This window comes from Haloferula sp., assembly GCF_049672945.1.
In the GTDB taxonomy this organism is placed as follows: Bacteria; Verrucomicrobiota; Verrucomicrobiia; order Verrucomicrobiales; family Akkermansiaceae; genus Haloferula.
Genome location: NZ_JBATWY010000172.1, coordinates 22611 through 46675, shown reverse-complemented (window position 1 = coordinate 46675; position 24065 = coordinate 22611). Strand labels below are relative to the sequence as shown.

General features: G+C 58.2%; 19 protein-coding genes. 9 read left to right on the top strand and 10 right to left on the bottom strand.

Going from position 1 to position 24065, the window contains the following annotated elements; genetic code table 11:
- Nucleotides 1-3 precede the first annotated feature (3 nt).
- Nucleotides 4-1068 (bottom strand): serine/threonine-protein kinase, encoded by a 1065-nt coding sequence (locus tag WBG04_RS15445; RefSeq protein ID WP_424315353.1) that lies wholly within the window; start codon nucleotides 1066-1068, stop codon nucleotides 4-6.
- Nucleotides 1069-1210: 142 nt separating this feature from the next.
- On the opposite strand from WBG04_RS15445, the gene WBG04_RS15440 reads away from it, so the two are divergent.
- Together WBG04_RS15440 and WBG04_RS15435 are read left to right on the top strand one after the other, a co-directional pair.
- Nucleotides 1211-1396 carry a hypothetical protein gene (locus WBG04_RS15440; protein WP_424315352.1) on the top strand — a complete coding sequence of 62 codons (186 nt, stop codon included), beginning with the start codon at nucleotides 1211-1213 and terminating at the stop codon, nucleotides 1394-1396.
- A gap of 118 nt (nucleotides 1397-1514) precedes the next feature.
- Nucleotides 1515-5675, top strand: coding sequence for a Calx-beta domain-containing protein (locus WBG04_RS15435; protein ID WP_424315351.1), 4161 nt, complete (start codon nucleotides 1515-1517; stop codon nucleotides 5673-5675).
- Between the two features lie 33 nt (nucleotides 5676-5708).
- Here the strand turns inward: WBG04_RS15435 and lysS are convergent, their stop codons facing one another.
- From lysS to WBG04_RS15400, 7 genes are all read right to left on the bottom strand, one after another.
- Nucleotides 5709-7193, bottom strand: a complete 1485-nt coding sequence (lysS, locus tag WBG04_RS15430) for a lysine--tRNA ligase (RefSeq protein WP_424315350.1) — start codon at nucleotides 7191-7193, stop codon at nucleotides 5709-5711.
- Nucleotides 7194-7247: 54 nt separating this feature from the next.
- On the bottom strand, nucleotides 7248-9746 hold the full coding sequence (locus WBG04_RS15425; protein ID WP_424315349.1) for a protein kinase domain-containing protein: 2499 nt from the start codon (nucleotides 9744-9746) through the stop codon (nucleotides 7248-7250).
- A gap of 69 nt (nucleotides 9747-9815) precedes the next feature.
- On the bottom strand, nucleotides 9816-10175 hold the full coding sequence (locus tag WBG04_RS15420; RefSeq protein ID WP_424315348.1) for a hypothetical protein: 360 nt from the start codon (nucleotides 10173-10175) through the stop codon (nucleotides 9816-9818).
- Nucleotides 10172-10576, bottom strand: coding sequence for a hypothetical protein (locus WBG04_RS15415; protein WP_424315347.1), 405 nt, complete (start codon nucleotides 10574-10576; stop codon nucleotides 10172-10174). Before WBG04_RS15415 ends, WBG04_RS15420 begins: the two co-directional genes overlap by 4 nt.
- A gap of 8 nt (nucleotides 10577-10584) precedes the next feature.
- Nucleotides 10585-11226, bottom strand: coding sequence for an acyloxyacyl hydrolase (locus WBG04_RS15410; RefSeq protein WP_424315346.1), 642 nt, complete (start codon nucleotides 11224-11226; stop codon nucleotides 10585-10587).
- 17 nt (nucleotides 11227-11243) lie between these two features.
- Nucleotides 11244-11759: a YbjN domain-containing protein gene (locus WBG04_RS15405; protein ID WP_424315345.1), complete on the bottom strand. Its 516-nt coding sequence runs from the start codon at nucleotides 11757-11759 to the stop codon at nucleotides 11244-11246.
- A gap of 86 nt (nucleotides 11760-11845) precedes the next feature.
- Nucleotides 11846-12361: a hypothetical protein gene (locus WBG04_RS15400; protein WP_424315344.1), complete on the bottom strand. Its 516-nt coding sequence runs from the start codon at nucleotides 12359-12361 to the stop codon at nucleotides 11846-11848.
- A gap of 21 nt (nucleotides 12362-12382) precedes the next feature.
- On the opposite strand from WBG04_RS15400, the gene WBG04_RS15395 reads away from it, so the two are divergent.
- The 4 genes from WBG04_RS15395 to WBG04_RS15380 all read left to right on the top strand — a co-directional run bounded on the left by WBG04_RS15395 (nucleotide 12383) and on the right by WBG04_RS15380 (nucleotide 17222).
- Nucleotides 12383-13714: a tetratricopeptide repeat protein gene (locus WBG04_RS15395; RefSeq protein ID WP_424315343.1), complete on the top strand. Its 1332-nt coding sequence runs from the start codon at nucleotides 12383-12385 to the stop codon at nucleotides 13712-13714.
- Nucleotides 13715-13810: 96 nt separating this feature from the next.
- Nucleotides 13811-14467: a L,D-transpeptidase gene (locus WBG04_RS15390; protein ID WP_424315342.1), complete on the top strand. Its 657-nt coding sequence runs from the start codon at nucleotides 13811-13813 to the stop codon at nucleotides 14465-14467.
- Between the two features lie 65 nt (nucleotides 14468-14532).
- Entirely contained in the window at nucleotides 14533-16767 is a 2235-nt protein-coding gene (locus tag WBG04_RS15385; protein WP_424315341.1) for a PAS domain-containing protein, read from the top strand.
- A gap of 68 nt (nucleotides 16768-16835) precedes the next feature.
- Nucleotides 16836-17222 (top strand): response regulator, encoded by a 387-nt coding sequence (locus tag WBG04_RS15380; RefSeq protein WP_424315340.1) that lies wholly within the window; start codon nucleotides 16836-16838, stop codon nucleotides 17220-17222.
- Between the two features lie 35 nt (nucleotides 17223-17257).
- Here the strand turns inward: WBG04_RS15380 and WBG04_RS15375 are convergent, their stop codons facing one another.
- Complete coding sequence (locus WBG04_RS15375; RefSeq protein WP_424315339.1) at nucleotides 17258-17776, bottom strand: gamma carbonic anhydrase family protein; 519 nt, start codon at nucleotides 17774-17776, stop codon at nucleotides 17258-17260.
- Between the two features lie 200 nt (nucleotides 17777-17976).
- Between WBG04_RS15375 and WBG04_RS15370 the strand changes: the two genes are divergently transcribed.
- Nucleotides 17977-18795, top strand: coding sequence for a hypothetical protein (locus WBG04_RS15370; protein WP_424315338.1), 819 nt, complete (start codon nucleotides 17977-17979; stop codon nucleotides 18793-18795).
- A 4-nt stretch (nucleotides 18796-18799) separates the two neighbouring features.
- Here the strand turns inward: WBG04_RS15370 and rnhA are convergent, their stop codons facing one another.
- A complete protein-coding gene (gene rnhA, locus WBG04_RS15365; protein ID WP_424315337.1) occupies nucleotides 18800-19285 on the bottom strand; it encodes a ribonuclease HI in 486 nt (161 codons plus the stop codon).
- 167 nt (nucleotides 19286-19452) lie between these two features.
- On the opposite strand from rnhA, the gene WBG04_RS15360 reads away from it, so the two are divergent.
- Nucleotides 19453-22218: a DUF2339 domain-containing protein gene (locus tag WBG04_RS15360; protein WP_424315336.1), complete on the top strand. Its 2766-nt coding sequence runs from the start codon at nucleotides 19453-19455 to the stop codon at nucleotides 22216-22218.
- 236 nt (nucleotides 22219-22454) lie between these two features.
- Nucleotides 22455-24023 (top strand): Fic family protein, encoded by a 1569-nt coding sequence (locus tag WBG04_RS15355; RefSeq protein WP_424315335.1) that lies wholly within the window; start codon nucleotides 22455-22457, stop codon nucleotides 24021-24023.
- Nucleotides 24024-24065 lie beyond the last annotated feature (42 nt).

The following is a 24065-nucleotide window of genomic DNA, read 5'->3' as shown; positions in this document are numbered from 1 at the left end:
GGGTCAGTTGCGATTCGAGGCTGTCAGGGTGGCCGGTGTCGAAGGGGTTGCAGCGCTGCTCATGCTTGCTGCCGATTTTGCCTGAGCTTCAGAGGCAGCTCTGGTCTGTTCGGCAATGATTGCTTCCTTCCTTTGGTAGAGATTCCAGGTGAAGGCGATGGCGACGAGGAGGAAGGAAATGACTGCGAGATTCTGCAAGAGTGCCCAATTGACCTGCTTGGCTTTGACCGGTGCCGGAGGAGCGGGGCGAGGAGCTGGGCGGTAGGAGGTGATCAGTCTTGGCTGACTCCAGCTTTCAAGAGCCTGGAGAAAATCGCTGATGGTCGGGTACCTCATGGCGGGATCGGCGGCGGTGGCTTTGGCGTAGATCTTTGCCAGTCGCGGATCTCCAAGGACTGCTTGGTCGAAGCCCGTAGCATTCGGATGAATGCCGGTGAGCAATTCCTTCAGAATGATCCCTATGGAGTAAATATCTGAGCGTGGGTCATCTTCCGTAGAATGACCCCCTGCTTCCGGGGCCGCGTAGCCGTTCGGGTCCGATGAAATGTTCTCGCCGGGAGAGTTGCTCGGGCGAGCAACTCCGAAGTCACCGATCTTTGGTTCACATTTTTTCGTCAGAAGGATGCTGGTGGGCTTGATGTTGCGGTGGACGATCCCGTTTGCGTGGGCGTGGGCGATCCCCTGGCAAGCAGCAATTGCGATCTCCACGGCTTGATGAATTTCAATTCGGTGGCCGTAGGAGGAATGGTGGAGGGATTTGCCATGCACATACTCCATGACTTTGTAGAGCAATCCGTCAGCGTCACCGTAGTCAAAGACCTTGATCAAGTTCGGGTGGGAAAGCCGGGCCATGGCCTTGGCTTTGGACTCAAAGGCTTCACGGAAGTGTGGGTCGCTACCAAGCCCGTGAGGGAGGATCTTGATGGCAACGTCACGGTCAAGGGAACGCTGGCGAGCCTTGTAAATGGCCCCTGTGCTTCCTTCAGCGATGAGGAACTCGAATTCGTAAGCTGGAAGAAACTCGGAAAGGCGCTCCACGGTCGGAGCGGTGCAGGAGACAGGCTTCATGGGGTGCTGGGGTGGTTGAACTGAGCCAGAGGAAAAACCTGAAAGTCTTGCGGTCCAGATTATTTATGTTGCCGAACAATGGGAATCTAACGGTTTTGCTCGTTGGCCTCTACCCGCGATGACGTAGGGAACGATTTCCGAGTTGAGCATCGCCCTCTTGGAGAGTGATCGCTTTCAGTGGTTCATTGCCGAACGACCTGTGGCTGCCACGGTTCCCGAGCATTTCGCCGCAGCGCTTGCGATTGAAGGAGTTGCATTTCAGCAGGACTTGCTTGTCACCTTCCGAGATCAGGAAGATCAGGATCTAACGGGTCGGCTTTTTATCTGAAGCATGGCGGTCGGAACGATTTCGATCTCCGCCGATCTCAGCGCTGACATTGATAATTCCCCTCGCTTCTCGGGGGGAGTCATAGGATTGTCCGAAGCGCCATCGATTTCTCGCAGCAATGTACTCTCTCCTCAGGTCATTGGTCTTAATTGGTCTTCTCACCGCAACGGGCTGGGCTGATTGGCCGGAGCCATTGCGGGACTCGGGATTTGATGGCAGTCACACTGTGGATCAGTTCGGAGCAGTCGGGGACGGCTGGCTTGCAATGCGGTTCGGCTACAAGGTGATCAGAGTCCTTGATACCGAATCGGGCGAAGAGCTTCTTTCTTTGGAGGTGCCCCGTGACGATCTCCCGGACCCGTCCGGCAACGGGGACAATCTATTCATTGAGAACTTTGACCGTAATCCTGTCGCCGACGGTGATCGTCTGGCGGCTTTGTGCAGGGCACGTGTCAAGCGGGATGGTCTCTGGATCGGTTGGAAGCTGGTGGTCATGACATGGGAGGTTCCCGACGGACGTCTGGTCGGCCTGGAAACGATGCCGGACGGTAATATCAGCGAGACCTTCACCTCGCTCCGGCATGGCCGGCTCGTGGTCTTCGTGCCCGGTCCAGAAGCTGCCTTCTACCAATGGGATGCCGAGAACATGGACCCGCTACCTGCAATCGCACTGCCTGATGGAGTCAAGGAACCCGATCCTGGTCCAAGCTGGCACGGGTATGGGAGGGCCTGGCACGGCGATGATGTGCTGGCTTACTTTCCCTTCGTCGAAACAAGTGTTTTCGTTTCCGTCGATCTTAAGGCGGGAACAGTGAAGCAGTTTGATTTTCCCGAGGGACGGAGGACCATGCACTCTTCCGTGGAACCCTCAGGCTTTGGGAGGACGGTTCTTGTCCCCATTCAAGAAGGGATGAGCGGCCAAACGTTTTTCGTCGGATTCTTCGATGTGGATTCGGGAAGTTTTGAGGGTGAGGTTCGACTTGTTGAGGCTCCCGCATCAAATAGGATGCTGATTGGCGCGAGTGACGACGGCCGTTGGCATGCCTTTGTGGGAAGTCAAGAGACCCATGTCTTTTCGGGAGACGGAATGAAGCTTACGGAGGTGGAGGGTCGCGGGATCGGCCTGCGTCCGATGGCGGGGTCCAATCGCTACGGACTTCCCTATGCCTTGCGCAGCGGGCGCCTGTGGCTGTTAAGAAGCGGACCCTCCGCAGATGGGGAGCTTGCCTTCAGCATACCTTATTCGATTGATTCAGACGCAAGCCTGACTTTTGAAACAACTGCAACACCGGAGGCCGACGGGTTGATGAGCTTGCATCTTCAACTCGACCGACCGGCCAGCCGAGAGATGACGGTCGTGATCGACACGGGTTCAGGCACCGCGATCGAAGGAGAAGATTTTTTGCCGTTTCCCCGACAGGTTCGCTTCGCCGAAGGTGAGGTGAGTCGGACGGTCGAAGCGGTGCTGCAGCGAGATCAGGAGATCGAGCCGGATGAATGGTTCGAGGTGACGCTCACCGAATCCTCAGGGATCCTCAACATCGTTGATCCGGTGAGGCCTTGTGTGATCAAGGGGTCCGAAATTTCTAATATTGGCTATACTGAAAGTTGGCTGTGGAGGGATTCCGTCGGGCCGAGAGATACCGCGCTTTCGGGAGGCTTCCTGATTCAGACGAACCGCTACGTCGGCTTCGACTACAGCGTCCGCCAGCCAAAGGTCTTCCGAAAACCCTTGCGAGGAGGATCATGGATGCCAAGTGCGGTATGGGTCGAGGACACGATGGACTCATTTGACGTCGCCACCATCAAGGATTCGTCGAGAGGCACACTGTTGGTGGTTGAGACCAGCTACCCCGAGGTTGCGACCGTGTATGATGGGGCCACGGATACCGCGATTCACAGGAGGGACGATGGAGTCTATTACACGAATCATGCCGTGGATGCCGATGCCTTTCTCTATGAAGAACTCTACCAGCTCGAGGGCGCGTGGGAGGCGACCTGGGATGGCGGCCCGGGTTCGAGAAGGATCACGACCAAAAGGACGGGAGCGGATTTCCGCTACACCAGCCGATTCATTGTCGAACTCGGTCACTCCAACGAAGTCAGATTGTATTCCAGAACGACCGGAAACCTGGTGGGGCAAATTCTTAAGGGAAAACCGTGGATTGGTGAACCGAAGTTGGATACCGACGGGGAGTTTCTCGTCTTGCATGGCGAGCGGGTCGTGGTTTGTGACCTGAGTGGGACGTCGGAGTCAGGTCCCGTCGGAGTGCCGAGTCACGTATTTCTCGAGTCGCCCGGTTCGGAAGCTTCAGAATTCCAGAAAGTAATCGTAACGAATGGCAAGGTGGTCGCGGCGAGAATCGTGGAGGGTGGCAAGATCTTGCTCGATGTGTTTGATGCGCGAAGCGGTGAGTGGCAGGGCGGTAGCTCATGCAGCCTTCCGGATCACCTCTATCAAATTACCTACCTTCGGAGCCTTTCGGGCGAAGACGGCAGCGTCATCGCTTCCTTTGAAAATGGAGAAAGGTTCGAACTGGCCCATTTCGAGTTGGACAAGCTTCTGCCCGGAGTGGAGGTCGCCGACGACCATCGCGAGGGAGAAGGTGGGATTGCGGTGCGATTGAATGAGGCGGCCCCGTTTGATCTGACGGTCGAGGCAAGTTTGGTCGCTCCCGATGCGGAGATGTCATCCAGATGGCAGGGGGGCGGAGCGGCGGTGGTGATCCCGGCTGGCAGAACGAGTGCCTACCTCCCCCTGATGCTGGTAGATGACGGGACGCCGAAAACGGATGGTGAGGTGCAGATCGAAGTGACGATTCAGGGTGGAGGAGTGACGAGTGTTCGGAGGTCGGTGGTGGAATTTCGTGACGACGATTACCTTCCGCTCGAAGGCCTCACACGAATCCCTTTCCCTAAAGTCGAGGGAATCCATGCTCTCGGCGACGGCTGGGTCGCGAATCATCTGGACGCTGGCTTGCCCAGTTTGGATTCGTTGCGGTGGTCGAGCGATATCGAATTTCAGACGCATTATCCGGTGGTTCCGCTGGACAATCCGGTGGCCTTCCATGTTGTGGGAGCTGCCGAAGACTGGTTGGCGATCAGGACGGCTCCGATCTATGGCCCCACCTTGGCCTCCGGGCTGGCTCCGCAACTCATCGTGTTCAAACCCCAGTTCCCCGAAGCTCCGGTACACTATTGGAAGGGTGTTTATGCCATCGATAATTTCGGGTCCGACGTCACGATCAGCGGTGATCGGATCTGGGTGGGTATTCCAGGAATTGGGGCCGATCAATCCACTCGCCCGCGCGCCGGATCAGTGAGGCGCTACGATCTCGGCAATTCCCTTCTGCGGAAAACGATTCGCCCTCCAGCCGATGTGAAATGGAATTTCGGCAAGAGAATGGTGAACAATGGGAAATACCTATGGATCGCATCCCCGGGCACTTCTGATGGCCGGGGGGCAATCACGCAGTATGGAATCCAGGATGAACGTTTCAGGCACACAATATGGGCCCCCGAGGGAAATCCCAATGCGCACCTCTTCGGTGAATACATGTTTCAGAATGATGAATTACTGATCGTTCACCTGCCTGACAAGGTCTACCCACCCACGTATAGTTCGCTCTTTGGATACTCGGCAGAGAGCGGAGATTTGCTGTGGACACTCAGTGGTGAGCTCAGCCCGGACGAGCGGAATTTTGGATATGCGGCCGAGTTGATTGGAGACGATTTGATGGTGCTTGCCAGCGATGTCGGCTGGACATTCTACGGACTGAAGGATCCGACGAATCCTCGCTTGCTGGTTCAACTTCGTCGGCCGGAAAATTCGAATCGATACAACTATTCCTTTCGGGGCAACCTTCCCTATCTCCATGTGAGTTCGCAGATTGTCGGTGGTGGGACCGAGCACTATCTGCTCGATCTGCGGCAGACCAGCCAGTTGTGGCCGTATGTAGGAAGCGCTTCGGATTCGCGGAATTGGAGCAGCGTTTTTGAGACGGGATCCGAGTCGCTCGTGCTTCAAAGGGGAGCCCGCTCGTGGGCTGTGGAGCTTCCCGGGGCATTGGTTCCGCCCGTGTCCGGGGAGCTGATCATGGAGTGCTCTGAAGACCTTCTGGTCTGGCACGAAGTGCTGACGCTTTCTGAATCCGGCGAGTGGCAGCTCCATCAGTCTGCAGCGAAAAGTCACGCACTGCGCAACGACGGCGCGAGCCTTGAGATTCTCGGGGAGCGCCCTGCCTGTTTCCTACGGTTCAACCATCGTCAAGGACCTTGACGATGGTTGAAGGCAAAGAGGATGGGAACGATCCTATTCCTTCTTCTTCAACAACGGAAATAGCACCACGTCACGGATGGTCGGGGCACCGGTGAGCATCATGATGAGGCGGTCGATGCCGATGCCGATGCCGCCGGCAGGGGGCATACCGTGTTCGAGGGTCTCGATGAAGTCGTAGTCGATCTTCTGCTCCTCTTCGCCGCCGGCCTGGTGTTCGAGGCGGGCCTTCTGGACGTCGGGGTCGTTGAGCTCGGAGTAACCGGGGGAGATCTCCTGGCCGTTGATGATGAGTTCGTAGACTTCCACCGTTTTGCCGCCGGGCGTGACCTTGGCGAGCGGGATGAGCTCGCTGGGGACGCGGGTGACGAAGCAGGGATCGAAGGTGTGTTCCTCGACCTTCTTTTCGAAGACTTGCTGGATGACTTCGTAGTCCTCCATGTTTTCGGAAAGCTGCACGCCGAGTTCGTCGCACTTGGCGCGGCGTTGCTCGGGGGTGATGTCGAAGAAGTCTTCACCGGCGACGCCCTTGACGAGGTCGTGGTAGTTGGCGCGCTTCCAGGGACGGGCAAGGTTGATGGTGCGAAGCACTTCGCCGTTCTCGTCCTTGTGCTCGATTTGCAGGCCGCCGCAGAATTTCTCGGCGAGGAAGCAGGTCATTTCTTCAACCAGCTCCGCCATGATTTCGAAGTCGGCGAAGGCCTGGTAGGCTTCGAGCATGGTGAACTCCGGGTTGTGACGACGCGAGATGCCTTCGTTGCGGAAGTTGCGGTTGAGTTCGAAGAGTTTGGTGAAGCCACCGACGAGCAGGCGCTTGAGGAAAAGCTCGGGCGCGATGCGCATGGTGAGCGGCATGCCGAGGGCGTTGTGATGCGTCTCGAAAGGGCGCGCGGCGGCGCCACCGGCGACGCTTTGAAGCATCGGGGTTTCGACTTCGAGGTAGCCACGGGCGTGGAAGAAGTCGCGGATGGCGGCGACCATTTGCGAGCGCGTGACGAAGATCGCGGCGCTTTCTTCGTTCGACATCAGGTCGAGGTGGCGCTTGCGGTACTTCAGTTCGCGGTCGGCGACGCCGTGCCACTTGTCGGGCATCGGGCGCAGGGCTTTGGAAAGGATGGTGAAGTTCTCGACTTTGACGGTGGGTTCACCGGTGCGGGTCATGAAGGTTTCGCCTTCGATGCCGAGCCAGTCGCCGCGGTCGAGGCATTCGAAGATGGCGAGCTGGTCTTCAGGAAGTTTCTTGACGGCGATGAAGCCCTGGATGTTGCCGAGCACGTCGGCGATGTGGAAGAAGCAGGACTTGCCCATGTTGCGCAGGCCGGTGATGCGGCCGGCGACCTTGACCTGCTGGCCTTCTTCGAAACTGGCGCGCAGCTCGGCGGGGGTATGGGTGGTTTCGAAGGCCTGGCCGAAGGGATCGACACCGAGGTCGCGAAGTTTCGCCAGTTTACCGCGACGAACGGCGATGAGTTCGGCTTCGGTGGACTGGGGTTCTTGGGGCGTCGCTTCGGCTTCGGACATGCGCGGAAGAGACCAGAGACCAGAGGTGGTAGGCCAGAGAAAAGAGCGGTCGCTTCAACCGCTGGTGAAGCCGAAGGATTCGACCCAGGCTTCGATGTCTTCGGCGGCCGCGGCTTTTTCGGAAATCATGAGGGCGGCTTCGCGCTGACCAATGTCCTCGGCGGCTTGGGCTTCTTCCTTGAGGCGGCTGACGTAGGAGTCGCGGATGGCTTCGGCCTTGGTGATGAAGCGGAGGTCGATGACCTTTTGCTTGTTCAGGTAAAAGCGGGCGATTTCCCAAAGCGGTTCGGGGTAGGTGGCATCGGGCTTTTCCGGGATATCCGCGGGAAGCCGGTCATCCTTGACGGCGGCTTTGATCTTCAGAACGCGGGGGGTCCAAGCAGTGATCTCCGTGTTGTTTCCGCGACGGCGAAGCCAGACATCCAGCTTCCAGAGATACTCTTCCGAGTTTTCGGCGGCGGCTTTGCGGCGAGTTTTGTCGAGTCCCTTGAGCAGGTCATTCGCACGCGCGGCGAGCAGGTCGAGATCGACGATCGATGCCGGTGTGGGCTCGGCTTCGTCGCTCCACTCGATGACGAATCCGGATGCGATGCTGTCCTGACCGGCGGGTGCCCAGCCTGATTTCGGTTTGATGAGTAGGGCGTCACCGCTGCCCGGGGTTGAGGAAGGCGACCAGCGGGCGAAGGTCCAGGGTTGGAGGTCATTCCAGTTCCAGAGGGGCTCGGTGAAATTGGCACCGAGCCAGAGGCCGTCGGGGGCGACGAGATTCTTGACGCGCTGTTCGAGCCAATCGGCTTCTTCGGCGGTGGCCGCGCTCATCAGTTTGCCGCCGCCGAGTTTGGCGAGTTCGACCGCCGTCGAGTAGGGGTGCGATTCTTCGACGACGAGGAAGCGGCGGTCGCCGAGGTCTTCGATGCCAGGCGGGAAAAACGGTTGACCGCTTTGCTGCGATGCCCCGCTGGCGGTCAGGAGTTCGCGAATTCGGGTCGGGTTGGAGCCGTCGCGATGCCATTGGATGAAGAAGGGGTGGTTGGTTTCCTTGGCTCTTGCGTGAATCTTGCCGTGGATGTCGATTGCGGCGAACTTGCCGGTCCCGGTCGGCGGTGATCCGAGTGGCCATGGTCGTCCACTCACCTGCTGCCATTGTTCGGGCGTGGTGCGTGAGGCTCCGATCCATGCGGCTTGTTTTTCGGAAGTGGTGGTGGAGTCGCTCGGGATGGCCTCGGCCAACCATGTCCGGAGCTCATCATCGGTCAATAAAGGGAGGTGGCCGCCGAAGGCTCTCGCCATCCGGCTTGCCGACTGCCAGGAGGTCGCTCTGGTGACGAAGAAGTAGTGCGAGTCATCCTTGGTCAGTGTGCCGACAGGGAGTTCGCTGAAGTCACCTGCATTGAGCTTGTCGCGGAGCCGGAGCAGGGACTGGGCAGGCGTTTCAGTCGGTTGGGTGTCGACGACCGGCGGAGGTTCGGGTGCCACCGGTTCGACTGGCTCCGTTGGTTCGATGGGAAAGGCGGGCGGGGTCGGTTTGGGCGGCGTGACGACGATTGGCGGCAGCTTCTGGGCCTTGGCGCGCGCGGCTTTTTCTTCGGCGACTTCCTTGGCCAAGGCGGTGGCCATTTTTTTCCGCTCAAGCAACTTCCATGCCCCGAAAATGGCGGCGAGCAGCACGACGATGATTGCCAAATTGCGGCCCAGAGAGTGGCTTGCCGAGTGGTCGGTGACGGGGCTTGGTTTCGGGGATGAATTTTCCGACGGAGCTTCTTGGAGCTGAAGCCATGATTTCAAGTCAGCGGCCAGTGAGTTGGCGGATTGGTATCGTTCGGCCGGGTCGGCGTGGCTGGCTTTGGCGCAGATTTCCTGGAGTCGGGAGTCTGAAATGTTGGTTTGCGCCGTTGGATCGGTTTCGGGAGGGATTCCGGTAAGTAGCTCACGGAGAATGACGCCGATGGCAAAAATGTCGGAGCGTTGATCGCCGTGTTCCGGTTGCTGGATCACTTCCGGGGCGATGTAGCCGGGCGTGCCCATGGCGAGACCCTCGCCTTGATGGCCGGCAGCCATTGCCAGACCGAAGTCGCCGATCTTGGGTTCGCGTTTCGGCGTGAGCAGCACGTTCGCGGGCTTGAGATCGCGGTGGACGATGTCGTGTTCGTGGGCCTGCCCGATTCCCCGACAGATCCCAATGACGAGTTCGACCGCCTGCCGTGGATCAACCTTCTTCATGTGGGCGGAGTAGTAGAGGGATTTTCCCGGAACATACTCCATGACAATGAATAACAATCCTTCGACATCACCGTGGTCATAGATGGTGATGAGGTTGGGGTGAGTGACTTTCGCCATCGCCTTGGCTTCGGCTTCGAAGGAAGTCCGAAATTGCGGATTGGCCCCCATTTCCCGCGGCAGGATCTTGATCGCGACGTCGCGATCAAGTGAGCGTTGTCGCGCCTTGTAGACGGCGCCCATGCCGCCTTGGGCGATCAGGTGATCGATATCGAATGCAGGGAAAAGCTCAGCGATCGATTGGATCGATGGGGCTTCAAAAGGAGCGTCCGACATGCCGGGAAGAGACCAGAGATTCGCGCAAGGATGCCAGAGAAAAAGCGATCAGAAACGGGGCTGAGCTTTTTAGGTCCTTGTGACGGGTAATGTTTTGAGTCTTGTAGTAAACTCCCATGCGAGCGCGCTGAAGATGGTGATGTTGGTGATGGTGGCCAGATACCACAGGCCCTGAGTGAGCCATGCATTGTCGTAGAGCCGATAAACGAAGTCCTGGCTGGCGGGGAATACGGTGTGAATCAGGTTGAGGATCAACCAGAACGCGCTGGTGAGGAGACTGAGGCCGATGCTGATCACGACGACGAGGAAGGTTTTACTTTTGGTAAGAACAAAACACTTCCAGCACCCGAGTGCGAGGAGTGCGCTACCGATGTATCCCGAGAGGGTGAATAGGGAGCCAAGGGATCGATAGATGTCGAAATCCATCATGAAGGTGTCTGGTGGAGGGTCTTCTCATGGTGGCGGAGGATCTCTTTCTTTGCGAAGAAAAAGATGCCCATTCCAAAGAAGAACAGGGCGACGCTGTGAAGTGAGAAGCTCAAGGAAAACAGCCTGGAATAAAGCTCTCCGACCCGAACCTGGTCGATCAGAATCGTTGTGCCAGCCGAGCTGTAGGGGTTGTTGGCTTCGGGGAAAATCTGGAAGAGCCAGTCCTGAACCTGCTGGGTGCCGACGACCATGTGGATGGCCTGGGGAATGTGAAGGAGGGGCATCAAAACACTTCCAAGCAAAAGCGTCTTAGGCAGCTTCCGACGCTGGTGGTATTTCAGAAGAACGGTGAGCAGAACAAGCGGGGGGATTGTCGATGAAAGCAGGTAGGGAAGTTGCATGGCAGTCTTCAGAATTGCCAACCGAGTCCGACGGTGAAGCCGAGGGCGTCGATGCCGGGGTTCGGGTTGGTCTGGCCGCCATTGGAATGGTGGACGAAGTACGCTCCGACTAGTAGTGAGAGGTCTTTGGCGATCTCCCGGCGCAAGCCGAGCTGGGTGAACCAATTGAGAGTGAAGTCCTGACCCTGGCCGCCGGGGATGCGGGTGGAATCGGTGAGGCCGACGCCGCCGCCGATGGAAAAGAAGATGGAAGTCTTGGCATCGGCGAACCAGTACTCGACGGAGGGGGCGCCGGAGATGCCGAGGTAGTAGGATTCGGGGCCGACGGTGATGGTTTCCATCATCAGCGAGAAGCGTCCGCGGACGATCAGGCGTGCTCCGTTTTCATCCTCCCACCAGGTCAGGTGGGTAGGAGTGCGGAGAGTGAGCTGGGTGGGAACGATCTCGTAATCGATGGAAGTATTCGAACCGACGTTCCAGGTGTAGCCGGATTCGAGGGTCAGCTCCCAGGCCTCGGCGGGGTGGGATACCTTGCTTTCGAGTGCGCAGGAGGTGATGTGCTTGCGGTTCTCGAGATCCCTTTCGAGAATTTCACCGGAAAATGCGCTGATGGGAGTGAGCAGCAATAGAATGGAGAGGATTGGTTTCATCGTGGCGGCTTTCATTTTCACGGCAGATCATCTTCGTCGCCCGGGACGGGTGGAATGAAGTCTTCGCGCATCAGCAGCAGCTGGATGTCGAGATCGGGTAGCAGGTCGTCGGGAGTGCGGACGACGGTGGTGGCGTAGGGGGCGATGCGATCGAGTTCGGCGACGGTGCAGTGGACCATCGAGGTGATGATGTCGGCGTCGTACTTTTCTTTCTCGAAAACGTTGGTGATGCGGAAGACGAGGCGGGAGCGGTCGAGGTCGAATTCGAAACCGCCGAGGTTGAGGGATTTGTTGGCGCGGGTGAGCAGTTCGAGCAGCGCGGGTTGGTGATCGTCATCGAGCGGCAGTGGCATTTCACCGATGATGGCGAGGGCATTCATCGGGGTGTAGGCCTGGGCGATGAGTTCGATGCGCGTGTGGTGACCGGTGAAGACCGCGCGCAGGACGTCTTTGCCTTCGACGGGTTCGCAGTGCCAGCTGTTTTGGCCGAAGGCTTCTTCGACGGAGAGGATTTGAAGTGAGGGTGGGCGCATGGGTGAGGGTGGGAATTGAACCGCAAAGACGCGGAGAGGCAAAGGTTTGAGATGGAAATGTGGCGGTGTGCCGGACGGGAAGGTCCCTATTTTTGTGAAGTGGCAAGGCGGCCTTCGAGAGCCCGGACGAGGAGCGGGCGGATGGATTTTTCGATCGGGGAAAGGGCAAGATGGATGCCGCTGCTTTGGTCCTCGGCAAAGTGGAGGGTGATGACGTGTTCGCCAATTTCGATTTCCGTGATCTGGCTCCAGGGGATCATCTGCATGCCGCTGGCGGGTTTGAAGAAGGGAAAGATCTCGACGCCCAGAGGGGAGAGAATCAGGTAGGCGTGTTTGGTGCAGCGGATGGCGATCCGGATGCAGAGCCAGCTCAGGGTCAGGGGAATGATGGCCCAGAGCGGATGGGGCAGGGCGGGGTTCTCGGATCGGTAAAAAAGAAGAACCAGCAGGATGATCGTCGTGATGCCGAAGACGGCGGCGGCGATCCAGAAGGGGACGGCTTGGGCGGCGCGGGTGAAGCGGAGCTCCTTTTGGGGTTCGGCGACGGCCATCGCAGCGGAGTATTTGCCGGTAGCGGGAAAGGTCGATCTTGTTTTCCGCAAGGTGCTGGGAATGATGGTGGCATGCGGCGAGTTGGGTTAGGGATGCTGATCTTGGGACTGCCATTGGCGGCGGATCCGAGGGTGGACTTTGCGCGCGGTGTGCTGGAGGAGGCACGGGGAAATGAGGGGATGTCATGGTTCGAGTCGGCGCTTGAGGCGGATCCGGATGCGGAGCCTCTTGTCAGGCGGGTGGCGGATCGGCGCTTTGTCGAGGGCGATCTGGAGGGGGCGGCGACGCTTTACCGCGAGTTTGCTGAAAGGCATCCGGATGAGGTGGGGCCTCAGGTGGCCTACGCCGACTACCTGCGGCAAGCCGCGCCGAACGATGACCTCGCGGCGAGACTGGCGACGGAGGTTCTGGAGCGTGCGCTACTGCTTTCGCCGGGCAGTCTGGCGATCAATCGTCGGCTGTTCCGCCTCTACGAACAGCGGGGCATGAGGGAGCAGTCTCTCGCCATGTTTGATCAAGTGAGTGAGGCGGATGGGGTCGAAGCTGCGCTGGCGAGTGCGGAGATGGCGCGCACGCTTTTTCCTGCTGACGATCCTGAGGCGAGGGTGAAGCTCGACGGCATCTTCGGGCGGGCGATGCGGCGGAACGCGGCGAATCCTCAGTTGGCGCGGGCGGCGAGTGAGTATTTTCGGAAATCGGGGCGCATGGCTCAGGCGGTGGAGATGCTTGAACTCCATGCCGAGGCCGCGCCTGCGTCGCTTGAGTTGAGGGTCAGGCTGGGGGTGCTTCTATTGGCGGCGGAGCGGATGGATGAGGGCGAGCATGTTCTCAAAGAGGTGCTGAAGATCGACCCGCGGCAGGCGCTGGCACACCAGGCATTGGCGAAACTTTATCGGCGGAAGGAGAAGGCCGACGAGGCGCGTCCCCATGCGGCGGAGCTCCTCAAGATTCGCGGAGGAGATGCGGATGAGTTCGTGACCCTGGCGGAGGAGTTTCTGGAAGCAGGACAGGTGAGGGAGGCACGGCTGTTGTTAGAAAAAGGTCTTTATGATCATCCGGACGAGGCGGGGATTGCGGTGCAGTTGGCGATCGCGACACGGCGTGATCCGGAAACGCGTGCTGGAGCGGCGAGATTTTTCCGTGAAGCCGAATCGCTTTCCGGAGTCGATGGTCCCGCGACTGAGCCGGAGTTCTTGAGGGAGTTTGCGGAGTGCTTGCTGGAGGATGGAGCGGTGCGCCCGGCGGAAGATCGGCTGCGTGCGGCGATCAAGGCCTATCCCGCTGAGGCCCGCCTGGAAATGGCGGCGGCGATGAGACGCTTGGCCGAGATCTGGCTTTCTGAGAATCGCAACGAGGCTGCTGCGAAATCCCTGCAGAAACGGGCGGATGCGCTGGAGAAGTGATGGGTCGGGAGTCGCCATTTTTCCGTGATAACCCGCGATCCCGGGGGTTGCGCCTGCGGGAATCCTCAAGTATAGACCCGTCGTCCTAGTGCTCAGATGAAATTGATTCTCAAGCCATTCGGCATTCTTGCCTGCCTTCTGGTCGTCCTGCTGTCAAGCTGTGCGGATCGAAATAGCGTGACCTACGGCCCCGACGGGAAGCCGATTAGGGATGGCCAGCATTTCAATCCCTACGAGCCCGGGACTTACGATCACTTCAAGGCTGAGAAGGATTATCCGAAAAACATGAAGGTCTGGCGGGATGAATCGGTGCTCGCCCGCACCGGACCTGCGAATGCCCGGATCGTGGTTTCCCTCAACATGCAGCGGGCATTTCTGATGAACGGTCAGGATGTCGCGATGGACTACCCCATTTCTAGTGGAACATCGAGTCGCCCGACGCCTCCGGGAGAGTATGTGATTCTTGAGAAGATCGTGGACAAGGCTTCGAATGCCTACGGCAAGGTCTACGATGCCGATGGTAACCGGATTTACGGTGAGGAGACGCCGGCAGCGGTGCCGGAAGGGGGCAAGTTCGTCGGTGCGCCGATGCCGTACTGGATGCGCCTGACCTGGGATGGCATTGGTCACCACATTGGGCCGATTCCCAAAGGACGCTACCCGGCATCCCATGCCTGCATTCGTGGTCTGCGTGCGGCGGTGCCCACGGTCTACGAGAAGGTCAAGGTGGGCACTCCCGTGGTGGTTCGGTGAAGCTGTCGAGGAAAGGAAGATTTACACCCCGCCTCTAACCGTGTTCTCTTCGGAGAAACGGGTCAATGGATGAGGAAGAGGCAGGATCAAGTCGGCGGACACGGGGCAACGAGCAGACCCTGAGGGTGGCTCTTGCCTTCTCGGGGATCCTCGGGGTGATGTGGCTGATGGTGATGGAAGCGGCACCAGTGGCAAGGGTGGCGGCCGGAGGTGTTTCGATTTTGGCGATCGCAGCGCTTTCCTGGAACCACCGGCGTAAGGCGGGCGATGCCAACCGTGAGTCCGAGATCCTTGCGGAGCGGCTTGTGAATCAGAACCAGCAGCTCAGTTCCGAGCTCAGGCAGATCAAGGACCGTCACAGGCTCCTGGATCACTATTTTGAAACGCTGATGGAGCACATTCCATCGAACATTTATTTCAAGGATCTGGAGTCGAGGTTCCTGATGGTGAACCAGAGCACGGCGGAGAGTTTCGGATTTGCCCATCCGGCGGATCTTGAAGGAAAGACGGATCATGACTTTTTCGACAAGGTGCATGCGGACTCGGCGCTGGCCGATGAGAAGAAGATCATTGAAACCGGGAAGGGTATAAGCGGTTTCGTCGAGCATGAAACCTTCGCGGACGGGAAGGAGGGTTGGGTGCTGACGACCAAAATGCCTTTCCGTGATCGGCACGGAACGATCATCGGGACCTTTGGGATGTCGAGTAACGTTACGGAGTTGGTCGAAACACAAAACACGCTCGAACGTGAGCGCAATGTCCTGCGATCGCTGATCGACAGCTTCCCGGACAGGATCTTCGTGCGGGATCCGGGCCGGCACTATCTGGTGGTGAACAAGGCGATGGCGGATTGGGTGGGCGCGAAGTCGCCCGAGGCGATGCTCGGCAAGACTCCGGCAGACTTTTTCCCGAAATCGGTCGTCGAACAGGGAGCGGCGGAAGAGCTCGAGATCCTTGCCAGTGGCACGCCGATTCTGAATCGCGAGTGGCGTTTCAAAACCCACGATGGAGAAATCCGTGATATGGTGACGACCAAGGTTCCTCTGCTCGATCCGGATGGGAGGTCGTGGGGTATTGTGGGAATGGACCGTGATGTGACGGAGACACGGCGTGCTCGTCAGATTCTGTTAGAGACGGAGCAGCGGCTTCAGGAGATGATGGATAACAGTCCGGCAGTGGTGTATCTGAAGGATCTCGAAGGTCGCTATCTGATGGTCAATCGCGGTTATGAGGAGCTGTTTGGAATCGACCGTGATGATGTGCTGGGGCGGACGGATCACGAGTTCATCGGAGATCGCGAGTTTGCCGACAAGTTCCGGGAGAATGACCTGAAGGTGATGGAGGCAGGCGAGGCCTTGCAGATGGATGAGGAGCTCTACGTGGAAGGCGAGCCGCGTTGGTATGTGACGGCGCGGTTTCCGCTCAGGGATATCGATGGCAAGATCCATGCGGTGGGGGGTATTTCAACGGACATCACCGACCGCAAGCGGGCTGAAGAGGAGACCCGCCAGTTGAACGACGAACTGGTGAGCGCCAACGTGGAGCTGCAGCAAGCGCAGGAGCAACTGATTCAGGCAGAAAAAATGGAGTCGGTAGGCCGATTGGCATCGGGCGTGGCCCACGAGGTCAAGAATCCGCTGGCGATGATCGGCATGGGCCTCGAGCTTCTGGCGCGGAAGATTCCGGAGGACGATGAAAAGGGACGTGAGACGATTGAACGGATGAAGCGTGGAATCGACCGTGCCAAGAAGATTGTCAAAGGCCTGGTCGACTTCTCATCCGCCCGTCAGTTGTCGCTCGAACCCAAGGACCTCAACGAGGTCGTCCGGGATTCTCATGCCTTGGTGGAATATCAGTTGAAGAAGGCACGGGTGAGGGTGATCGAAGAGCTCTCTGAAAGTTTGCCGGAAGTGAAGCTGGATACCACCAAGTTGGAACAGGTCTTGGTGAATTTGATGATCAATGCGTCCCATGCAATGCCGGATGGAGGCGAGATTACGCTTAGGACCTACGCGACCACGCTTGAAGATGTCCGGCGTGACGAGGGATTGAGGACGGCGGGTCATCTGCGGGCCGGAGACTCAGTGGTGCGGATCGAGATTGATGACACGGGCACCGGAATCAGTGAGGAGAACGCAGGGAAACTCTACGATCCCTTTTTTACGACCAAACCGACGGGGGTCGGCACGGGCTTGGGGCTTTCGGTATCGCGCAAAATCATCGAGTTGCACCAAGGCACGCTTGAGTTGGCGAACCGGCCGGAAGGGGGCGTGCGTGCGACGATAACGATGAAGGTCTGAAGGATAAATCTCGACCGTGACGAAGCGATGGCTTGCAAGGTCGTTGGCAAGGGGCGTATTGCTGTTCAATGCGATCCACCCGAATTCTCATTGTCGATGACGAACCTGACTTCACCGCGCTGCTCAAGGAGAATCTCGAGGAGTCCGGGGATTTCATGGTTCGTCAGATCAATGACTCTTCGCAGGCCCTCAAGGCGGCCCGCGAGTTTCGCCCCCACTTGTGCATCATCGATGTGGTGATGCCCGGTATGGATGGCGGGGATGTCGTGGCACAGGTCCGTGCCGATCCGGAACTGGCGAAGGTGCCAATAATGATGCTGACGGCTTTGGTGGAAGAGAATCCGAATTCAAGCGACGGAGAGACCCTGACCGGCGGCCTGCCCTTCGTCAGCAAGACTTCGGGATTCGAGACGATTCTCGCCTGCATCGAGAAGCACCTTGAGGAAAAGGACTGAATCGGCCGTCCGGTTTTTTGAGGAGAGGGCCTGGTTTAGGATTCGTCTCTCGCGAGATACTTTCGGGACTGGAGGACATACTTTTCGGCCCAGTGCCGGACGCCCTGTTGCTCATCCAATGACAGGGTTCGAATGACCTTGGCGGGTGTCCCAAGTACGAGGGATCCCGGAGGAATTTCAGTGCCACCGGTGACAAGCGCCCCGGCTCCAATGATCGAGCGTTCCCCGATGACGGCCCCATCAAGTACGATCGCACCCATGCCAATGAGGACTTCGTCTTTGATTGTGCAGGCATGGATGATGGCGGAGTGGCCAACGGTGACCAGTTCTCCGACGTAGCAGCCGTAGTCGTCCGCGAGGTGGACGACGGCGTTGTCCTGGATGTTTGATCTTGGCCCGATCACGATTTCGTTGATGTCGCCGCGCAGGGTGGTGTTGTACCAGATGCTTGATTCCTCGTGAAGTTTCACCCTTCCGATGACGTCAGCGCTGGCGGCGACGAAGGAGCTCGGATGGATCTCCGGCGAGTAGGTTTCGTAGGTTTCGATGGCCATTGGTGATAGGCTGGCACAGAAGGCTTTGGAGGGCCAGTGATGAGGTCAAGCTGGCCCGATGATTCGTCGATCAGATGGCTATTGTCAGCCGGTCCGTGGTGCTGGTGCAAATATTGGGAATCCTGCCCCTTGACGGATCGCTGGGATGCCCTTTGCTTGCGGTCTGCCGAATCACCTTTCCTGACCCTTCCGAGAATCCCATGCGTGAAACCCTAGTCGTCGTTGGCCTTGCCGTGCTCGCGCTGGGTCTGCGTTCGTCGCGGCGACCTATGCCGCGGAAATTGGGGGCTCTTGGTTTTCTGGCGGTGGGCTTCGTGCTGGTCTATTTCCTCACCGATTGTTGGTGGTGCGGGATTTTTGGAGTGGTTCCGTGGTTTCTTCTGCCGTGGGTGGAGCTTCTGACCCGGATTCGCCGGATGCGCCTGCCGATGGAGAATAGTCTTCGTCACCGGACCCCACCGGACCCGGCGTTTTTTCCCAACGCTTCCGAAGCAGCGCTCGCCATGGAAGAGGCGGGCTTTGATCATGTCGAGGATTGCGGCTGGGAGTGGTCCGGCATGCAGCAGTATTTCAAGCTCCACTGGAACCCCTCGGAACGTGCTGAAGCTGCCATCTGCCTGTGTGAGCAGGAGGAGGTCGCGTTCGCCTTCATCACGGTGACTTCGCGCGATGCGGAAGGCCGGCTTTGGAGAACGACGAACTACCCTTTTTCTCCGACCTTGAAGTGTCCGCCGCTGGTGAAGTGGAATCACGTGCCCTGCGAGCGCAACTGCTTCCATCAGATTCTGGCGGATCACCGGGAGTTCTTGAAGAAGGTCAAGGTGGATCCCGACAGTCTGATGATTCCGGATCCGGATGATCTTGAAGAGTCGATCGAAGCAGAGATGAAGAGCCAGATCCGCTACAACCTCGATGCCGGGATCATCCGGCCAAGTGGCGAACACCACTTCGAATATTCCTTCCGCGGACTGCTTTTCCTTTGGGGGCAGTTTCTGAAGGACATGGTCCGACTTTGCTGATTTGTTAGAGAAGGCGGTCGTCTTTGGCTTCCGTGAAACCGGTGTCTTCGAGAAGTCGGGGACCTTGAGAAGCAGTGACAGCAAGCACGTCGCAACGTTCATTGTCGTGGTGACCGGCATGACCGCGGATCCAGGCCCAGTCGACCTGATGCCTTGCGGTGGCGGCATCGAGTCGTCTCCAGAGATCCTCGTTTTTCACGGCCTGCTTGTTCGCCGTCAGCCAGCCCCGGGTTTTCCACCCCCGCAGCCAACCCTTGCTCATGGCATTGATGACGTAGCGGGAATCTGAAACGAACCTGACCCGGCACGGCGCTTTGAGCGCCTCGAAGGCGACGACCCCAGCGAGCAGTTCCATGCGGTTGTTGGTCGTGCGGCGGTAGCCCTGGGAAAGTTCGAGGCGATGCTTTCCGCTGACCATGACGACCCCGTAGCCACCGGGACCAGGATTGCCACGACAGGCGCCATCGGTATGGATTTCTACTTTCTTCACTGGGATGCCTGCGGGCGGAGAAGAACAAGCAGGCTGGCTGCTGTCGAGGTCAGGCTTTGGAGATTGGACTGACGGCTGGAGAGAACGGGATGAAACATCACTGGCATCGATTCTCCGTTGCCGTTTATCGATGAACGAAGCGGGCGGATTCTGTCTATGATGGCAGGATGAGTGCGGAGAATTCCATTGAATCCGAGATCGCGCGTATTCGGGATCACCTGAACGAACTGGCGATCCGTCAGGTGGAGGAAATCGGTCGTTTAAGGATGTCGCTTGCGGATCTGGAGCGACGATCCACGGGCGTGGCCGAGCCGCAGGTGAAGACCGGGGAGAAACCAGAACGCCTTCCTGAGCTGAAGCGGGTTCCGAACCCTCCGCCGGTTCCCAAACCGGCAAGGCCGCTGGCTGAGGAGCCGGTGCCGGCGATGAAGCCTGCCGCTGAGAAAGTGGCATCGGTGCCGAAGGGATCTTTTGAGCTTCAGTTCGGGCGGGTCTGGCTGGTGCGCCTGGGGGTGGCCCTGCTGGTGACCGGCTTGGTGCTGCTTGGAAACTATGCTTATCGTAATTGGATTCGCGAGCTGCCTGCGATGGTGAGGTTGGCATTCCTTTTCCTGAGTTCGCTTGGATTGGTGGGGGTGGGTTGGCGTTTTACGCTGAAGGAGGGGATGAAGCGCTTCGGTGAGGTGCTGCTGGCAGGTGGCCTGGCGTTCTTCTACTGGTGTGTCTTTGCTGCGCATCACGTTGACCGACTGCGGGTGGTGGAGTCGCCGGTCGTCGCCGGGTTGATGCTGCTATTGGCTGCTGGGGCGATCGTTGGCGTTTCCTTGAAACGGAATGCCCGATATACGGCCGTGCTGGGCTTGCTGCTGGCATCGTATGCAACCGTCTTGCAACCGCTTGGATGGCTTTCTTCGGTTTCGAACGTGATCCTCGCCATCGCCGGGATCGGACTGATGCGACGGCCGGGCTGGGGCGGTCCGGGGATTGCCAGCATGGTGGGCACCTATGTCTCGTTTCTCTGGTGGCAGGTGGCGGGTGCAGCCGGTGGTGAAGTGGTTCGCATGGGCCTTTTCTTCCTGCCGGCGACTTGGTTGGTGTTCGCGCTTCCGGGGATTGCTGGGTTTGCGAAAGGATTCAGTCGATCCCTTTCAGAGCGAGGTCGGGCTTGGTTTGCCGCCGCCAACAACGGTGCCTTCTTTGGCCTGTTCTCGCTGCTCTGGCTGATGCTCGGCTATGAAGATTACTGGCAGGTTCCCGCGGTTTTTGGGGCCGTCGTTCTATGCATGGGCTCGCTGGGGCGGAGTCGTGAGCAGTCGGGGAGCACTCATGTCGGCCAAGGGCTTGCCATGCTGACGCTTGCCTTGGTTTTGAAGTTGGAAGGGTATCAGCTGGCGCTTGGTCTGGCTTTGGAGGGACTGATGCTTGCCGGGGCTTTCTTGCGTTTTCGTCGACCGCTCGAACTGGTGTTCTCACTTTTCGCGCAGATCCTCGCGGTGCTGGCAGTGTTCGACTCGATCGGAGAAGCGAACGGGGTATTCGCCCCGGTGGCGGTCCTGCTGGTCGGGGCGGGATTGTTGGTCAGACTCGGGCATGATCGGCTTGAGGATTCGCTGGATCTCAAGGGGCCCGCGCGGATTGGCTCCGCCTTGGGCTTCGTCGCTGCGACGGTGGTGGCCGTGGTGTGGTCGATGGGTCTTGAGGGGCCGTGGACGCTGCTTTCGATGGAGCTTTTGGCGCTGGGCCTCGCCTTGCTGGTGCTGAAAGTGGATCGCAAAGTCTGGTTGCCCGAGCTGCAAGGAATGGGCTTGGTATTCGGAGCGCTATCGGCGTGGCTTGTTTTCAGGGGCTGGGATGCCTTCCAGCCGTGGGTGTGGCTCACGAGTATGCTGGTGATCGGTGGTATGGCGATCTTGTGGGAGAAAGCGATTCACGGGGAGAAGGTGCCCAAGTTGCTCGCGGTGCCTCAAGTTTGGTTGTTCGGTGTGACCGCTGCTTGGTCGCTGTTCGCAGGATTCGGAGCCCTCGATCTTGAGATTAAAGTAAGACTGGGTTGGCTGGCAGTTCTGGTGCCGGGTCTGGCGGTGATTGCGGCTCGGGTGTTGAATTGTCCAAGACTCCGCACGTCGATCTCCCTGCTGTTGTGGGTGATCTTACTGCTTTCTTTGTTTGTCAGTAGATCGTCCGCACCTCTGCATTTCCTCGTGCCCATCTCGGCTCTGGCGACTCTGTTAGGTTCGCGTGGGGGATCGGTTCGGGATCGCGCCGCAGATTCGATCCTGATGCTTGGCACTCGGGCCGTGGCCTTGATCGGTTGGTGGCTGGCCTGGGTGGCTGCCGCACCGGATCATTGGCTGGAGGTGCTGGCCTTGAGTGGCGCTGCCCTGATGCTTTGGGCCCGACGCTCCGAGGGTCGCCGAATTCCGGAAGCCTGGATCCTGCTTTGCGGCACGGGTGCGGGCTTGATGATGTTCCTTGCTGATGCTCAATGGGGACTGCTTCGCGAGGCCGGGGTGCCGATGGGATGGGGCGTGGTAGCGGCCTATCTGGTGGCGGCATTGAGTCAAAGAAAGTCGAGTGGCACGCCGCTCGCGGTATTGCTTCTCTGGACGGCGGTCTTCGTGAGTGCGCTTTGGTCGACGCTATTCGTGGTGCAGTCGCTGGGGTGGACGGTGGTCTCCATTGTGTGGACCCTGCTTGGATTCGGCTACGTCTGCAGCGGGCTCTGGCTGCGTCTCGTCGCGTGGCGTCACGCGGGATTTGCCTTGCTCGGACTTGCTCTGATCAAACTTTTCGCGATGGATGTCTGGGACTTCGGAGCTTTCAGCCGGGTCGCTGCCTTCATCGCACTCGGAGTCGCGCTGGTCGTTCTCGGTTTCTTCTACAATCGCTTCGCGGAGATCTTGAAGAGATTGTTTGAGGGTGAGGGAGGGTAGGTTCAGACATTCCGGTCCGCTTTTCCTTGCTTGGTCGCTGTGACTGGCTGCGGCATCTCAAGGAGGGGAGGTTGGTGGGTGATGGGGACTTGTAATCGTTTTGAGAAAAAATCTGGAATTTGTAATAGTTTTGGTTGGTCGCATAATCGTTTTTTCTGTATTTAAGTCTTTTGTAATCGTTTTGAGATCAAATTAGCGATTGGTAAGTGTTTTGGAAGCATCGTAATCGAAAAATCATGGAATCGCCCAAAGGTAATCGAATTGGATACGCGTGGTTGGCTGATCGTTTCGGAGTGGTGACTCTGCCTTATTGGCGGGAGACCCGTGTGCTGGAAAAGGGAGTGCGGCGATTGGTTGAGAGAGACGGCCGGGAGATCGAGTTCTTACCAGCCGTCCGTGATCCTGGAGATGCTGTGTTTGCTCAGCTTGAGTTTGCGCTGAAGAGGGAGGGATTTCATCCGGAGTTGCTGCGGAAGGTGATCCCGAAACTTGAGGCGGAGGAAGTGGCTGCTTTCGTAAAAGGCAAGCCGACCGGGCGCTATGCGCGGGTGATCTGGTGGCTGTATGAGGAATTTTCCCGGACGAGGCTGGATGTGCCGGATCTGGAAATGGGAGGCTACGTGGATCTTCTCGATGAGGATCTTTATGTGACAGGGCGAGTGGAGAAGGTTCGCCGCCAGAGGATCAATGTGAACCTATTGGGGACGGCGGACTTTTCTCCCATGGTTCGCAAAAAGGGATTGGGAGTGTGGAGTGAAAAGGATCTGCGGAAGCGTTGTGAAGAGATCGCGGGAGAGTATCCGTCGGAGATTTTTGAGCGGGCGGTGCGTTACCTTTACGCGAAGGAGAGCAAGAGTAGTCACGAGATCGAACGGGAGACGCCGGATCAAAAGAGGGCGAAGAAATTCATCGGGCTGCTGGAGCAGGCATGGCACCGGAGCTTCTTGAAGAAAGAGGCTCTCGTGGAACTTCAGAAGGCGATCGTGGACGAACGCTACGCCAATGATGGTTGGCGGAGCGAAATTGATGAGCAGGTGTATGTGGGAGAGACAATTGGGCCGGGCTCTGAGAGGATTCATTTTGCGGCACCGAAGCCGGAAGATCTGGATGAGTTGATGGCCTCGTTTTTGCTGATGGCCCGAAGTATCACGTCGAGAAGGATCCGAATCGGCGAAGCGGTTAATTTGGAGCACTCATGCGTACCGACCCTCGTGGCGGCTGCGGTGGTTTCGTTTGTCTTCGATTTCCTGCATCCGTTCAGCGATGGAAACGGCAGGATTCACCGGTTTCTTTTGCACCATGTTCTCGCACGGAATGGCTTTGGTCCCGCAGGGATCATTTTGCCGGTTTCGGCGGTGATTTTGAATCGGCCGAGGGAGTATGATCAGGCCTTGGAGAGTTTCTCGAAGCCGTTGATGGAGTTGATGGAATACAGCTTGGACGATCGCCAGCGAATGACGGTGACGAATGACACGGTGGACTTTTACCGCTACATCGATTGCACGGAGCTCACTCGGATCACGATCGATTTTATTCGGGAGACGATTGAGACGGAGTTGCCGTCAGAGTTACGTTATCTGGCGAGTTACGACGAGATCCGGAGAGGAATGCGAGAAGTCGTGGAGATGCCGGATCGGCATGCGGATTTATTCGTGATGCTTGTGAGGCAGAATGGAGGAACTCTATCAAAGAAGAAGCGGCAGCTTTCTGAGTTTCATCTGCTCACGGATGAGGAGGTCGTGGCGATGGAGAAAGTTGTTAGAGAGGGGCTGGCAGTTGACGGGAAGCCGTTAGGAGAAAAGTAAGAAATGTCTCAATTGATGTTTTTTGGCCCCAGCAATTGCTGG